Annotated in this window: 11 protein-coding genes and 1 pseudogene; 10 read left to right on the top strand and 2 right to left on the bottom strand. The window is 62.0% G+C overall.

What is annotated here, in order from left to right; translation table 11 throughout:
* Window positions 1-76: 76 nt before the first annotated feature.
* Together AX760_RS22685 and AX760_RS22680 are read right to left on the bottom strand one after the other, a co-directional pair.
* Window positions 77-862: a transporter substrate-binding domain-containing protein gene (locus AX760_RS22685; protein ID WP_071835284.1), complete on the bottom strand. Its 786-nt coding sequence runs from the start codon at window positions 860-862 to the stop codon at window positions 77-79.
* A gap of 4 nt (window positions 863-866) precedes the next feature.
* Entirely contained in the window at window positions 867-1,634 is a 768-nt protein-coding gene (locus AX760_RS22680; protein WP_071835283.1) for a GntR family transcriptional regulator, read from the bottom strand.
* A gap of 446 nt (window positions 1,635-2,080) precedes the next feature.
* On the opposite strand from AX760_RS22680, the gene obgE reads away from it, so the two are divergent.
* The 10 genes and pseudogenes from obgE (at window position 2,081) to AX760_RS22630 (ending at window position 13,909) form a co-directional block, all read left to right on the top strand.
* On the top strand, window positions 2,081-3,103 hold the full coding sequence (gene obgE, locus AX760_RS22675; protein ID WP_071835282.1) for a GTPase ObgE: 1,023 nt from the start codon (window positions 2,081-2,083) through the stop codon (window positions 3,101-3,103).
* Window position 3,104: 1 nt separating this feature from the next.
* Window positions 3,105-4,277 (top strand): glutamate 5-kinase, encoded by a 1,173-nt coding sequence (gene proB / locus AX760_RS22670; RefSeq protein ID WP_071835281.1) that lies wholly within the window; start codon window positions 3,105-3,107, stop codon window positions 4,275-4,277.
* The gene (locus tag AX760_RS22665) at window positions 4,270-5,553 is read left to right on the top strand and encodes a glutamate-5-semialdehyde dehydrogenase (RefSeq protein ID WP_071835280.1); all 1,284 of its coding nucleotides are present in this window, start codon (window positions 4,270-4,272) and stop codon (window positions 5,551-5,553) included. Before proB ends, AX760_RS22665 begins: the two co-directional genes overlap by 8 nt.
* 36 nt (window positions 5,554-5,589) lie before the next feature.
* Window positions 5,590-6,174 (top strand): nicotinate-nucleotide adenylyltransferase, encoded by a 585-nt coding sequence (locus AX760_RS22660; protein WP_071835279.1) that lies wholly within the window; start codon window positions 5,590-5,592, stop codon window positions 6,172-6,174.
* A 40-nt stretch (window positions 6,175-6,214) separates the two neighbouring features.
* Window positions 6,215-6,708, top strand: a pseudogene (gene rsfS / locus AX760_RS22655) (ribosome silencing factor).
* A gap of 159 nt (window positions 6,709-6,867) precedes the next feature.
* A complete protein-coding gene (gene rlmH, locus AX760_RS22650; protein WP_071835277.1) occupies window positions 6,868-7,350 on the top strand; it encodes a 23S rRNA (pseudouridine(1915)-N(3))-methyltransferase RlmH in 483 nt (160 codons plus the stop codon).
* Between the two features lie 167 nt (window positions 7,351-7,517).
* Complete coding sequence (locus AX760_RS22645) at window positions 7,518-9,572, top strand: diguanylate cyclase (RefSeq protein WP_071835276.1); 2,055 nt, start codon at window positions 7,518-7,520, stop codon at window positions 9,570-9,572.
* Between the two features lie 165 nt (window positions 9,573-9,737).
* A complete protein-coding gene (locus tag AX760_RS22640) occupies window positions 9,738-11,243 on the top strand; it encodes a murein hydrolase activator EnvC family protein (protein ID WP_425348885.1) in 1,506 nt (501 codons plus the stop codon).
* Window positions 11,233-12,555, top strand: coding sequence for a S41 family peptidase (locus AX760_RS22635; RefSeq protein ID WP_071835275.1), 1,323 nt, complete (start codon window positions 11,233-11,235; stop codon window positions 12,553-12,555). Before AX760_RS22640 ends, AX760_RS22635 begins: the two co-directional genes overlap by 11 nt.
* Window positions 12,556-12,694: 139 nt before the next feature.
* A complete protein-coding gene (locus AX760_RS22630; RefSeq protein ID WP_071835274.1) occupies window positions 12,695-13,909 on the top strand; it encodes a divergent polysaccharide deacetylase family protein in 1,215 nt (404 codons plus the stop codon).
* The last annotated feature ends 19 nt before the right edge of the window (window positions 13,910-13,928 follow it).

The following is a 13,928-nucleotide window of genomic DNA, read 5'->3' as shown; positions in this document are numbered from 1 at the left end:
CGGTTTCCCCCTGCTGGATGCGATGACGGGCCACCCCGCAGACGGGGCGGGGTGGCAGGTCGCGGCAGATATCCGATCAGAGATCGGCGGGAATGTCGGACCCCAGCCATTTCTGGGCAATCGCATTCATCGTGCCGTCGGTCTTGGCCGTCGCGATGATCGCATTGACCTTTTCCAGCAACGCAGGATCGTTCTTGTTGAGGCCGATATAGCAGGGCGAGTTCTTGATCAGGAACTTCAGTTCCGGGCGCTTGGGCGGGTTCTTGGCAAGGATGGCGGCCGCAACGACATTGCCGGTGGCGACAAGTTCGACCTGCCCGGACAGGAAGGCCGAGATCGTGCCGTTGTTGTCCTCGTAGCGCTTGATGGTCAGATCGGCAGGCGCGATCTTGGTCAGTTCCAGATCCTCGACCGCACCGCGCGTCACGCCGACCACCTTGCCGGACAGGTCCTCGACTTTGGTGACGGCAACCTCGGACGGTGCAAAAACACCGTTGAAGAACGGGGCGTATGCAGCGGTAAAGTCGATCACCGCTTCCCGCTCGGCGTTTTTGCCCAGGCTGGAAATGACCAGATCGACCTTGTTGGTCTGGAGATAGGGAATGCGGTTGGCGCTGGTAACAGGCACCAGTTCCGCCTTCACGCCGAGCTTTTCGGCAATCAGATTGGCCATATCGATGTCGTAGCCCATCGGCGTCATATCAGTGCCGACGCTGCCGAATGGCGGGAAATCCTGTGGCACGGCCACGCGGATCGTGCCGCGGGCGGCGATATCACCGAGCGTATCGGCATGCGACGCGGTGGAAAGTCCGAGCGTACCGGCAAGAATTGCGGCGGCGATCAAGAGATTTTTGGCAAACATTAGGTCATTTTCCTTTTGTTTTGAAGGGTTTGTATATTGGGTCGGTCTGGATGAGGGTTCCGCCGGAAGGGGACGGAAACGCCTTGGGAGGAAGTGAAAGGGAGTTGCGAAGCTCCGACAGCGGATCCGGGCGTCGGGTCAGGTCCAGCCCCATCTCCACCTCGTCGAGATGTTCGATCGACAGTTCCGCAGCCCGCTCGAAATTCCCGTCCTCCATCGCCTCAGCGATGCGACAGTGGCCGAGATGCGACTGCAAGGCGTGGAAATCCGACTGATAGAGCATCGATATGAGAATGGTGCGTGCGGTGAGGTCGCGCAGGATTTCCGTAAGGACGGGATTTTCGGCAAGTTCGGCGATTCGGATGTGAAAATCGCCCATCAGGCAGGTCAGGCGCTGCCGGTTTCCGGCGGTCATCTCCGCCTTTTCTTCGGCAAGATGATCGCGAATTGCGGCCCGGCCCGCGTCGCTCAGGACGCGCATGCCCCGCAGGAGGCCGGATTCAATAGCGCGCCGCGCGCCATAGACCATCATCGCCTCCTCCGCGGAAGGCTCGACGACGAACCAGCCCCGCCGCGGGCTGACATGGACGATGCAGCGGCTTTCGAGCCGCATCATCGCTTCGCGCACGCGTGTCCGCGATACGTCAAAAAGCCCGGCCAGTTGGTTTTCGCTCAGCCGCGTGCCCGGACGGATGCGTGCGCTGAGGATACCGGAAACGATGGCCTCCTCGATGGTGGATTGCAACGTGGTCTGTGTCGGGCTGTCTTGCATACAAGAGAGAACAGCAAGACCCGTGCCAGTCCAGACTACCCAGTCTTTTCAAAGACCAAGGCCTGTCCATCGCTCAATTCATGGCCAATGATGCACGTCTTGATTGATTTTTAGGCATCCAATGCCCAAGCCGAACAAGCCCTGACGCTGTCGGATACGCACAGGGAACCTCTCTGCGGTTCTGGCCTGCGGGTCTGGCCCGGCTTGACCGGCCGGTCTGAACTGCGGCGACCAGAAGGCTGCCTGTTGCCTGCACCGTTGCAATTGAAGCATTATGCGGGTCTGCCGCAGCAGAATGTCCCCGCAGGGCCAGATATCAGCCTCTACCAACGGCATACTCGACGTTGCCGCGCAAAAACTTCACGATATTCTTTGACCTCCGGAATAACCGCCTATATCGATGGCGGCGATTATGACGGGCAAGTTGGCCCAGCAGGTGACCCAAGATGAAATTTCTCGACGAAACAAAAGTCTATATCCGCTCGGGCGATGGCGGTGCCGGCGCCGTGTCGTTCCGGCGCGAGAAATTCATCGAATTCGGCGGTCCCGATGGTGGCGATGGCGGACGCGGCGGCGACGTCTGGATCGAGGCCGTCAACGGTCTCAACACCTTGATCGATTTCCGCTTCCAGCAGCATTTCAAGGCCGGCACCGGCATCCATGGCATGGGCCGCAACCGGACCGGCGCCGGCGGCGCCGACGTGACGCTGAAAGTGCCCGTCGGCACCCAGGTCTTCGAGGAAGACTCCGAAACACTGATCATCGACATGATCTCCGAGGGCCAGCGCTTCCGGCTGGCCGCCGGCGGCAATGGCGGCTTCGGCAACACTCACTTCAAGTCAGCGACCAACCAGGCGCCAAACTGGGCCAATCCGGGCCTTGAAGGCGAAGAAAAGACCATCTGGCTGCGGCTGAAGCTGATCGCCGATGCCGGTCTCGTTGGCCTTCCGAATGCCGGCAAGTCGACCTTCCTCGCGACGGTGACCCGCGCACGCCCGAAGATCGCCAACTATCCGTTCACGACGCTGCACCCGAACCTTGGCGTAGCCACGATCGACGGCCGCGAATTCATTCTGGCCGATATTCCGGGCCTGATCGAAGGGGCCCATGACGGCATCGGGCTGGGCGACCGTTTTCTCGGCCATGTCGAGCGCACCCGCGTGCTGCTGCATCTCGTTTCTGCGCAGGAAGAGGACGTGGCCAAGGCCTACAAGACGGTCAAACACGAACTCGAAGCCTATGGCGGCGACTTGACAGGCAAGCCGGAGATCGTTGCGCTGTCGCAGATCGACATTCTCGATCCAACGGAACTGAAGAAGAAGACCAAGGCACTCGCCAAGGCCTGCGGCCAGACACCGATGCAGCTCTCTGCCATTGTCGGCGTCGGCATGACCGATGCACTGCGCGCCCTGCGCGACATCATCGTCAGGGCACAGACAGCCGACAATGCCGTGGAAGACGACGTGTGAGATGACGAAGACGCGCAAACCGCTGGAGAAGTACCGCCGGATTGTGATCAAGATCGGCTCGGCCCTGCTTGTCGATCGCGGGACCGGGCTGAAGGCCGCATGGCTCGACGCCTTGTGCGCCGATCTCGCCGCCCTGCGAGCCAAGGGCGTGGACGTGCTTGTGGTTTCCTCCGGCGCCATCGCGCTCGGGCGCTCGGTCCTCGACCTGCCGTCCGGGGCGCTGAAACTCGAGGAAAGCCAGGCGGCGGCGGCGATCGGACAGATCGCACTGGCGCGCGCCTGGTCCGAAAGCCTGTCGACCCATGCGATCGTCGCCGGCCAGATCCTTTTGACGTTGGGCGACACCGAAGAGCGGCGCCGCTATCTCAATGCGCGGGCGACCATCAACCAGTTGCTCAAGCTGGGTGCCGTGCCGATCATCAATGAAAACGACACGGTCGCGACCACGGAAATCCGCTATGGTGACAATGACCGGCTCGCCGCGCGCGTCGCCACCATGACGGGCGCCGACCTGCTTGTCCTTCTGTCCGACATCGACGGTCTTTATACGGCTCCGCCACATCTCGATCCGGACGCGCGGTTTCTCGACACGATCGCGGACATCACCCCGGCGATCGAGGCGATGGCCGGCGGTGCGGCCTCCGAACTGTCGCGCGGCGGCATGCGCACCAAGATCGATGCCGGCAAGATTGCCACCGGTGCCGGCTGCGCCATGATCATCGCGTCCGGAAAGCCCGACCATCCGTTGTCGGCCATCGAAAACGGCGCGCGTTCTTCCTGGTTTGCCCCGTCCGGCTCGCCGGTCACGGCGCGCAAGACCTGGATTGCCGGACAGCTTCTTCCCGCTGGCAGCCTGGCCATCGACGCCGGCGCCGAAACCGCTCTTCGATCCGGCAAGAGCCTGCTTCCGGCCGGCGTGCGCCAGGTCACCGGCAGTTTCAGCCGGGGCGACACGATCGCCATCATCGGCACCGAGGGACGCGAAATCGGCCGCGGGCTCGCCGGCTACGATGCCGATGAGGCCCGCCAGATCACAGGCCGGAAATCCGCAGAGATCGCCACGATCCTCGGTTACGCCGGGCGCGCGGCGATGGTGCACCGGGACGATATGGTCATGACGGCCAGCGGCGTGCGCCGTGACGCAGACGTGGAAAAGGATGCTGCCAATGCTTGAGGCGGTGAAGGACAAACACGAGGTCCTCGATATCATGGCGGCGATCGGCCGCCAGGCGAAAGCTGCCAGCCGGCCATTGGCCACGGCGTCGGCCGAGCGCAAGCATGCGGCGCTGATCAGCATGGCCGATCATATCCTGGCCGCGAAGGACGATATCCTCGCCGCCAATGTCGTGGATCTTGAAAACGCTCGTGAATCCGGCGTTGCCGCCTCGTTTCTCGACCGGTTGACGCTGACCGACGACCGCATTGTCGACATGGCAAACGGCATCCGCGCGATCGCAGACCTGCGCGATCCGGTCGGTGACATCATCGCCGAATGGGACCGGCCGAACGGCCTGCATATCGAGCGGGTGCGCACGCCGCTCGGCGTTATCGGCGTCATCTATGAAAGCCGGCCAAACGTCACGGCCGATGCCGGTGCGCTCTGCCTGAAAGCCGGCAATGCCGTGATCCTGCGCGGCGGCTCCGACAGCCTGCATTCATCGCAGGCGATCCATGCGTGCCTAGTGCAGGGCCTGAAGGATGCAGGACTTCCAGAGCATGCGATACAGATGGTTCCGGTCGCGGACCGCGTGGCCGTCGGGGCCATGCTGTCGGGCCTCAACGGCGCCATCGACGTCATCGTGCCGCGCGGCGGAAAAAGCCTCGTCGCCCGCGTCCAGAATGAAGCTCGGGTGCCGGTCTTCGCGCATCTCGAAGGCCTCTGCCATGTCTATGTCGATGCCTCCGCCTATCTCGACATGGCCAAGGCCATTCTCGTCAATGCCAAGATGCGCCGCACGGGTGTCTGTGGCTCCGCGGAAACCCTGTTGATCGACCGTGCCGGCAAGGACCGCCTCGTGGTTCCGCTCATCCGTGCGCTGCAGGACGCCGGATGCGAAGTGCGCGCCAGCGATGATATTCGCGCCATGGTGCAAGGGCTTATTCCCGCGACGGAGGAAGACTGGGCAACAGAATATCTGGATGCCATCATGTCGGTCAAACTCGTCGATGGCATTAAAGGTGCGATCGATCATATCGGCCAGTGGTCATCTGGACATACCGAAGCTGTAATTGCGCAGGATGCCACGGTCGCCGAGCGCTTCTTCGCGGAAATTGATTCCGCCATCCTTCTGCACAATGCCTCGACACAATTCGCCGATGGCGGGGAATTCGGCATGGGCGGCGAGATCGGCATCGCCACGGGCAAAATGCACGCTCGCGGTCCTGTTGGCGTCGAACAACTGACTTCCTTCAAATACAGGGTGCGCGGCACCGGTCAGGTCCGGCCCTGAGTGTCAACCGATGACGTGAAGCAGCCCTATCTTCGGATGCCGCATGTCGAAAGCGGAATGACCGTCGGACTGTTCGGGGGCTCTTTCAATCCGCCGCATGGCGGCCACGGGCTGGTGGCCGAAATCGCGCTCAGGCGCCTGGCGCTCGACCAGCTCTGGTGGATGGTAACACCAGGCAATCCGCTCAAGAGCCGCCGCGACCTCGCGCCGCTGGCCGAACGCATCGCGCTCAGCGAGAAGATCGCCCGCAATCCGCGCATCAAGGTCACCGCCTTCGAGCGCACGCTCGGGCAGAGCTACACGGCGCGGACGCTGGAAAAGATCCGCGAACGGAACCGCGACATCCATTTCGTCTGGATCATGGGCGCCGACAACCTCAAGGATTTCCACCGCTGGCAGAACTGGCAGACGATCGCCCGCACCTTCCCGATCGCCGTCATCGACCGGCCGGGCGCGACGCTTGCCTATCTCTCCTCGAAAATGGCGAAAACCTTCGACTATGCACGGATCGACGAAGACGATGCCGCAACGCTGGCGCTGCGCAAGGCACCCGCCTGGACCTTCATTCACGGACCGCGCTCCACCCTCAGTTCGACCGCACTGCGCGCCAGATCCGAATAACTGTCATTTATTTCTCGCGTCTTGAAACCTTAGGGGTTTGATGACTACATTCAGGGGGCGGGTCGATCCGAAAAAGTCGAATCGCCTCGTGCCTGTTCTGTCATTTGGAAAGGAAAAACCCTGACAACAGTACACGCAAAGGGAACTGCAGCACGCACCTTCCCGAAGAGCCCGGACCGCCGCGACGACGCAGCCGATGGGGCGCTCAAACTGGTCCTCGAAAGCCTCGAGGACTCAAAGGCTGAAGAAATCGTCACCATCGACATTGCCGGAAAATCGGCGCTGGGAGACTATATGATCGTTGTCTCCGGGCGATCGAGCAGACACGTCATGGCAATCGCCGATCACCTGATGACGGATCTCAAGGACGGAGGACATGGCAATGCCCGTGTCGAAGGCCTGGAAACCGGAGACTGGGTCCTGATCGACGGTGGTGACATCATCGTTCATGTGTTCCGCCCCGAAATCCGCGAGTTCTACAACATCGAAAAGATGTGGGCCGCTCCGGACATGGAAGATGGCACGCTGCACTGAAGCACCCTCCACGAACGGCGGGGAACGTCTTCCCGTTCAGGATGGATGCAAGGCACCCGGCGATGACAGGACGTCCCGGGCGTAATGACAACTGTGGACCTGCGAGCGGCGACATTCGCCCGCCGGAGAGCAGGTTTTTGCAAAGGATCGGTTAGGCGCATGCGGGTTGGCCTTTTTGCTGTCGGGCGCCTCAAGGCGGGCCCGGAAAAGGAACTTGCGGCGCGTTATCTGGACCGTTTCGCCAAGGCGGGTCCCGCGATCGGGCTCGAAATGTCCCGCGTGCTCGAGCTTGCGGAAAGCCGAGCATCAAGCGCGGATACGAGAAAACGCGAAGAGGCCGCGCAGCTCGAGAAAGCCCTGCCGGATGCCGGCATACTGATCCTGCTTGACGAGCGCGGCAAGGCGATGGATTCAGAAGGCTTCGCCGCACTGATCGGAACCTTCCGCGACAATGGCAAGCGCGACCTGACGCTGGTCATCGGCGGTGCCGATGGTCTCGACCCGCAGTTTCGCGGCAAGGCCGACGCCGTGATTTGCCTGGGCAAGATGACCTGGCCGCACCAGCTCGTCCGCATTCTGATAGCAGAACAGCTTTACCGGGCCGTAACCATACTGTCAGGCCATCCCTATCATCGCGCCTGAGCGCAGGATTTCGGGGGCTATCTCTAATCTACCGTTAATCGTCGCATGACTATTCTCACGGGCATGAACGCCTGTTCCGTCGGCACGACTGTCCCACGGAGAACAAGGACCGTGCGGCCGGCAAAAGCGCCCGGTGCCGACAGGCGTCGCTGAAGGATGACAATATCTTGAACGGCCTCTTGCATGCCCTGACAACCCGATCGTCCCGGCGGCATATCATCCGTTCCGGTTGGGTCGTGCTGATGGCGGCGATCCTTGCCGGTTTCACCGCACTGTTCAGCTTTCTGCTTCTCGACCAGAGATATCGGGACTGGAAACAGGCGGAAATTTCCGCCCTCAACGTTACGACCTCCGTGGAGCGTGACGTATTGCAGACGTTTCGGGGCGCCGACCGGATGCTGATGGCCGTACGCGAGCTTGTTCCCGCAAACGCTGATTTCAGATTCAATCCGCAAAGGCGCCGCGCCTTTCTCGGCGATACGTCCACGGCGTCGGGTCTCGGCGAAATCTACATCCTCGACAGGAAGGGTGTCGTGATCCTGCGCTCGGAGACGAGCACCGGTATCCAGGGCAACCTCGCCAACCAGCCGTTTTTCTTCACCCATGAACGCACTTCGGACGATAGGTTGTTCACGGCAAAGACCATGACACGCTCCCCACTTGGCGAGATGGTGGTCATGATGAGCCGGCGCATGACCGACAGGAACGGCGAATTTTCCGGCGTGATCGCGTTTTCGCTACGCCTTTCAACCTTCTCCCCGCTGTTCAAATCTCTTGATCTTGGCAAAAATGGATCGATCAGCCTGTACGGCACCGAAGGCACACTGCTTCTGCGTGCGCCTTCCGAAGAGGGAGCAATCGGGAAAAATTACATCACCTCGCCAATCTTCTGGCAAATGGCGACCGCCACGGCGCCATTTTCCGGGCCATCGCCCATCGACAAGCTTGAGCGCCTGTTCAGCAGCGCCAAGGTGGGCGACCTGCCCCTGGTGATTGCAGTCGGGCTTTCCACGGACGATATATACGGGGGCTGGAGACAGCTCGCCATCACCACGTCGATCTTCTTTGCGGCGCTCGCGGGCTGCGTGATTCTCCTGTCCATTCTGCTCGGCATCGAACTGCGTCGGCGCAAGCGCAGCGAGAGCCGTTACCGCACACTGGCGCATGTCGATGGCCTCACCGGGCTTTTCAACCGCCGTCGCTTCGATACCGTTCTGGACGTCGAATTTTCGCGCGCCAAGCGCCGCAATGCACCGCTCTCGGTGGTGATGATCGATGTCGACCGCTTCAAATCCTTCAACGACCTTTACGGCCATCAGGCTGGCGACGATTGTCTGCGCCTGATCGCCCAGGCCATCCAGGCACATCTCAAACGCCCGGCCGATATCGCGGCCCGCTATGGCGGCGAGGAAATCGGCCTGATCCTGCCGGAAACAGATGAAGCCGGAGCCGCCATGATTGCCGAATCGGTACGCTTCGCGATCGAAAGTCTGGCGATCACCCATGCCCGCAGCGACAGCGGTTTCGTGACCGCTAGCCTTGGCACCGCGACCGGCCGGCCGGGTCTGGACGGCGCGCCGATCGAACCGTCCGCGCTTGTGGCACTCGCCGATTCCGCTCTTTACGGGGCCAAGCGGAGCGGCCGAAATCGGGTTATCGACGGCGGAGTTCTGCAGAGAGGCATTCCAGCGCCGCTTCCATTAAACGAAAAGTCGCGCGCGGACCGCGTCAAGGCCGCCCTGGCGGCAATCTCGAGCGAGGACCGGGCCGCACTCGACCGGATCACCCAGATGGCGGCCAAGGCCTTCGGAACCAAAACAGCACTCGTATCGCTGGTCGATGCGACGGATCAGTTTTTCGTCGGCAGGACCGGCCTTGCAACGGATTCGACCAGCCGCGATTTGTCCTTCTGTGCCTACGCCCTTGACGGTGCCGAGCCCCTTGTTGTGCTGGATGCCGTGAGGGACGTCCGGTTTACCGGCAATGCCCTGGTCACGGGCATGCCTCACATCCGCTTCTATGCCGGTGCGCCTCTTTGCGATCCGGACACGGGGGGCGTGCTCGGCACGCTCTGCATTATCGACCCGGTCCCGCGTGCCGCGTTCTCGGAAAACGAGAAGGACCTGCTGCAAGGTTTTGCAGCCCTGGCACTGGAGCAACTGACCCGCATCATGCGGCCCGACATCAATCATCCGAACATCGCCCTGCGCGCCTCTGCCTGAGCGAGATCGTCGCCAATCTGGCCATGCCTGGCAGCATCACGCCCAATCACCGAATTGTGCGCCGTCCCGCCACGGACCTGCCGCAATCCTTGAGAATGGTGATTGGTGACAAGGGCCAAATCAGCGTAGGGTTGGCTGAGGACAAGGCGGCAGCGGATCGGCGGAATGACACACGGGGCAAGCGAAGGCATCGCGGCAGACAGGCAGGCTGGCCATAGCCCGCGGCTTCTGCGCGCCGGCCTGTGTGCAACGTCTCGTCTGTGGGCAAGGTCTCTTCTGGTAGCGCCTTCTTTTTTAGTGACTCCTTCTCTTCTGGTCGTGGTATCTTTTCTGGCTGGCGATGTTCTGGCACAGGCGCCGATCATCGAGCGGACCGCACAACCTGCCGACGCAACCGTACAAACACCGGCGGATCCTGCAGCAGCTCTCGCCCTGAAGCGAAACAGCACCCGTAGCGAACTGGAATCGCTCTCGAAATCGATCACCCTGTCCCAGGAAAAGGCAGCGCAGCTTGAGGCGGGTATCGCCGACCTCGAAAAAACCAGCGAGACGCTGCGCGCTGCCATCGTCGAATCGGCCGGCAGGCGCACGGCGCTCGAACAGCAGATCGTCGATGGCGAAAACCAGTTGTCGACCCTGCGCGGCAAGGAAGATGCGGTTCACACTTCGCTCCGCAGCCGCCGCGGCGTTCTGGCCGAGGTTCTGGCCGCGCTCCAGCGCATGGGTCGCAATCCCCCGCCCGCTTTGCTTGTGACCCCGGAAGACGCACTCTCCTCCGTGCGCAGCGCCATTCTTCTGGGCGCCGTCGTGCCCGGCATCCGCCAGGAAACCGAGAATCTAGCAGCCGACCTGAAGGCATTGGCCGGTGTACGCCGCGACATCACCGCCAAGAGGGACGAACTCAGCGGTGCAATGACCGCAAGCCTGGAAGAGGAGCAGCGCATGACGCTGCTGATTGCGGAAAAACAGAAGCTCAAGCAGCAGAGCGCCGGCGAACTCGCCTCGGAACGCCGCAAGGCGGAGGAACTGGCAAGTCAGGCGGTCAGTCTCGAAGGTCTGATCGGCTCGCTCGAAAGCGAAATCGCCTCGGTCCGCGACGCAGCCGCGATCGCCCGCGCTGAAGAGGAGGCGCGGCTGAGGATGACCGAGTCGCAGCGCGAAGAGGCGCGCGCGCTTGCCCGCAATTCCGTGCCCGACAAAAACCGCATTGCACCGGCATATGCGTTCTCTGAATTGCAGAAAACGCTGGCCTTTCCAGTGGCAGGCTCCGTGCTTCGCCAGTTCGGTGATGCCGACGGCACCGGGCACGCCTTGCAGGGCATGATGCTGGAAACGAATGCGAATGCGCTGGTGACGGCACCGTCCGATGGCTGGATCGTCTTTGCAGGCACATTCCGCAGCTATGGGCAGATGATCATCCTCAATCCCGGCGATGGCTATCACATCGTGCTTGCGGGTATGGAGGGGGTCACGGTCCAGCAGGGCCAGTTCGTCGTGGCTGGTGAACCGCTGGCGACGATGGGCGCGAAAAGAGTGGCGAGTGCCACAGCATTGGCGCTGGAAACAGACCGACCAACACTTTACATTGAATTCAGAAAAGACGGAAAACCGGTTGATTCCCGACCATGGTGGACCGCAGCAGACACCGGAAAGGCACGCAATGATTCGTAGGGCTTCACTTGTTCTGGTCGGGGCACTGATGGGTGCGACCGCCATGGGCGTGGTTTATTCCGCGACCGTACCGGCGATCGCCGCCAATCCCTCAACCTATCGCGAACTGTCGATCTTCGGCGACGTCTTCGAGCGTGTACGCGCCCAATACGTGACGCCGCCACAGGACGACAAGCTGATCGAGAACGCCATCAACGGCATGCTGACGTCACTCGATCCGCATTCGAGCTACATGAACGCGACCGATGCGGAAGACATGCGCACCCAGACGCGCGGCGAATTCGGCGGTCTCGGTATCGAAGTGACGATGGAAGACGAACTGGTCAAGGTCACCAGCCCGATCGACGATACGCCTGCCGCGAAGGCCGGTGTGCTGGCCGGCGACTTCATTTCCAAGATCGATGGCCAGGACGTGCGCGGCCTGAAGCTCGAGGAGGCGGTCGACAAGATGCGCGGTGCCGTGGGTGCTGCCATCAAGCTGACCATTCTGCGCAAGGGCGCCGAAAAGCCCATCGAACTGACGATCGTGCGCGACATTATCGCGGTTCGCGCCGTGAAATTCCGGGTCGAGGGCGATGTCGGCTACCTGCGCGTGATTTCCTTCACCGAAAAGACCTATGACGACCTCAAGGCCGGTATCGAGAAGATCAAGGCCCAGGTTCCGGCCGACAAGCTCAAGGGCTACGTGCTCGACCTGCGCCTCAACCCGGGCGGACTGCTCGATCAGGCGATCAACGTCTCCGACGCCTTCCTCGATCGTGGCGAAGTCGTGTCGACCCGGGGCCGCAACGCCGATGAAACCCGTCGCTTCAACGCGACACCGGGTGATCTGGTCGACGGCAAGCCGGTCATCGTCATGGTCAATGGCGGCTCGGCATCGGCATCGGAAATTGTCGCCGGCGCCCTTCAGGACTTGAAGCGGGCAACGGTTCTCGGCACCCGATCCTTCGGCAAGGGCTCCGTGCAGACGATCATCCCGCTTGGCGAAGCCGGCGCGCTTCGCCTGACGACGGCGCTCTATTACACGCCGTCGGGCAAGTCGATCCAGGGCACTGGCATCACGCCTGACATCAAGGTGGAACAGCCGCTGCCGCCGGAACTGCTCGGCAAGGTCGAAACAACCAGCGAATCCAGCCTGCGTGGCCACATCAAGGGCCAGAGCGAAAACGAGGAAGGCTCCGGCTCCATCGCCTATGTACCGCCGGAAGCCAAGGACGACCTGCAGCTCAACTATGCGCTCGACCTGTTGCGCGGCAAGAAGAGCGACCCGGCCTTCCCGGCCAATCCGCAGAAGGCTGAACTGCAGCCGTAACGACCACCGATGCCGGGCAACCGGCATTCGATTTCGACCCATCCGCCGCTGGACCTTCGTTCGGCGGCGGAATTGTTTCTCCGCACAGGCGCTCGATCATGCGCGGCACGGCACCACCTCCGATCGACAGAGGCCATTCTTGGGAACAGATCTCAACGCCCCCCTTGGACAAGACCGCAGGACGAAGCCGCAGGGCGGCAAGAAGCCGATGCTTTCGGCTGCGCGCGTCTGTCTTGGTCTCGGCATCCTTGCTCTTGCCGGGATTTCCGGATGGGCAGCCCTGTCTCCGACCGGCCTCAGGCGCACCGAACCGACAGACATTGCGCAGGCGGAGCCAGCCGAAATGCCCGATGGCACGGCCAGCGGCCAGAAACCGGAAGATGCAGGCAGCAAACCAAGGCCCTTGCCGACAAGCGGCGGCCTGTCCGGGGCTAATGTCGAAAAAACACTCACTGACGATGGCTCGATCATTACCAAGTTCAGCCCCGGACAACGCAGCGGCAACGGCCCGGCACTGATCGAGGTGGGGCAACAGAAGGGCCAGGATCCGCGCGTGGCAGCGCAACCGAACGACGCGCTCCTGGAAGATACGCCCGAAGGTCGCATTCCCATCATCGGCGCCAATGGGGAACGCCCCATGGATCAATATGCGCGGCCTTGGTCCGGTGCGCGCGGCATTCGCATCGCGCTTGTCGTCGGCGGCCTTGGGTTGAGCCAGACCGGCACGCAAAAGGCCATTCGCGACCTTCCCGGGGAAGTGACGCTCGGTTTCGCCGCCACCGGCAACAGTCTGCAACGCTGGATGCAGGAAGCCCGGCGCAGCGGCCATGAAATCCTGCTTCAGGTCCCAATGGAGCCATTCGATTACCCGGATAACAATCCGGGTCCCCACACGTTGCGCACCGGGCCGAGCGCGACCCAGAACCTGGACGCACTGCATTTCGCCCTGGCACAGATCACCAATTATACCGGCATCATGAATTTCCTGGGTGGACAGTTCCTGTCCAACGCCGATGCGCTGGAACCTGTCATGCGCGATCTTGCCAAGCGCGGACTGCTTTTCCTCGATGACGGTACATCGGCGCAATCCCTGACAGGCACGCTGGCGGATACGATCGGCGTGCCCCACGGCTTTGCCGACCTGGTGGTCGATGGCCAGTTGGAGCGCATCGCCATTCTGCGCAAGCTCGACGAACTCGAGCGCATTGCCCGCAGGAACGGCAGCGCCATCGGCGTCGCCTCCGCTTTCGATGAAAGTGTCGCTGCGGTGGCGCAATGGATGGACGAGGCCGGAACGCGCGGCATTGAATTCGTTGGCGTCTCCGCACTCGTCAAGGATCCACAACAACAATAACCGGAAGCGGCCGTCCAGC

The organism is Pararhizobium antarcticum (assembly GCF_001885585.1).
Lineage (GTDB): Bacteria > Pseudomonadota > Alphaproteobacteria > Rhizobiales > Rhizobiaceae > Pararhizobium > Pararhizobium antarcticum.
Note: the sequence above shows the minus strand (reverse complement) of the source record. Positions and strands in the feature narration are given on the sequence as shown.

What these genes read in the sequence shown, in the direction of transcription:
- AX760_RS22680 (WP_071835283.1), bottom strand. Translation starts at nt 1,634, where the DNA reads ATGCAAGACAGCCCGACACAGACCACGTTGCAATCCACCATCGAGGAG.
- AX760_RS22665 (WP_071835280.1), top strand. Translation starts at nt 4,270, where the DNA reads ATGCTTGAGGCGGTGAAGGACAAACACGAGGTCCTCGATATCATGGCG.
- AX760_RS22635 (WP_071835275.1), top strand. Translation starts at nt 11,233, where the DNA reads ATGATTCGTAGGGCTTCACTTGTTCTGGTCGGGGCACTGATGGGTGCG.
- AX760_RS22685 (WP_071835284.1), bottom strand. Translation starts at nt 862, where the DNA reads ATGTTTGCCAAAAATCTCTTGATCGCCGCCGCAATTCTTGCCGGTACG.
- rlmH (WP_071835277.1), top strand. Translation starts at nt 6,868, where the DNA reads ATGCGGGTTGGCCTTTTTGCTGTCGGGCGCCTCAAGGCGGGCCCGGAA.
- obgE (WP_071835282.1), top strand. Translation starts at nt 2,081, where the DNA reads ATGAAATTTCTCGACGAAACAAAAGTCTATATCCGCTCGGGCGATGGC.
- AX760_RS22660 (WP_071835279.1), top strand. Translation starts at nt 5,590, where the DNA reads ATGCCGCATGTCGAAAGCGGAATGACCGTCGGACTGTTCGGGGGCTCT.
- AX760_RS22640 (WP_425348885.1), top strand. Translation starts at nt 9,738, where the DNA reads ATGACACACGGGGCAAGCGAAGGCATCGCGGCAGACAGGCAGGCTGGC.
- proB (WP_071835281.1), top strand. Translation starts at nt 3,105, where the DNA reads ATGACGAAGACGCGCAAACCGCTGGAGAAGTACCGCCGGATTGTGATC.